1 protein-coding gene is annotated in these 544 nt (G+C 41.5%); it reads right to left on the reverse strand.

The window, feature by feature from the left end:
* Positions 1 to 382: hypothetical protein (locus A3761_RS05280; protein ID WP_197472844.1), on the reverse strand; the 382-nt coding region annotated here is incomplete at its 3' end.
* Positions 383 to 544: the final 162 nt, after the last annotated feature.

Here is a 544-nt window from a genome sequence, read left to right on the forward strand (position 1 = left end):
CACTCAAAAGCTCCTCACAGGCTTTACTCAATAAGCAGCTCAACACAGCATCCAGCTCCAGATTTTTTGGAGTCTTTGATAAGAGTTCACCGCTATCGATAAAGCTACTAGTCGAAACAACCTTGATATGAGGCCAACGCTGATCAGCTTCGTTTAAAAATGAATATGCCGAAAAGCTGGCGCTCTCCTCATCCATCACAACCAGAAAATAATCAGCGGGTTTATGTTCCAAAAAGGAAATAGCTGATTGAATAGAGTTTGCACTTTGTATACGCAGGCCTTTAAATTTAGCTACACGTCGCGCAGAAGAACATGCTAAAGAATCATCACTAACAAACAAGAAGGCTTTGTCTAATTGCAAGCGGGTCGAATTCCATGTCATCACTTAAATCCTTTTATGATCACTGACTACTAACCGAACAAACTTATCACAGGTGCCGAGACAAGAAAGCCCGACCATATAATTAAAGGGTCACGGGTCACATTCACCTTATAAGCATATTCCATCGGAATCCAGACCGAAGGTCAACCACTATTTACATTG

The sequence above is a fragment of the Oleiphilus sp. HI0123 genome (assembly GCF_001635315.1).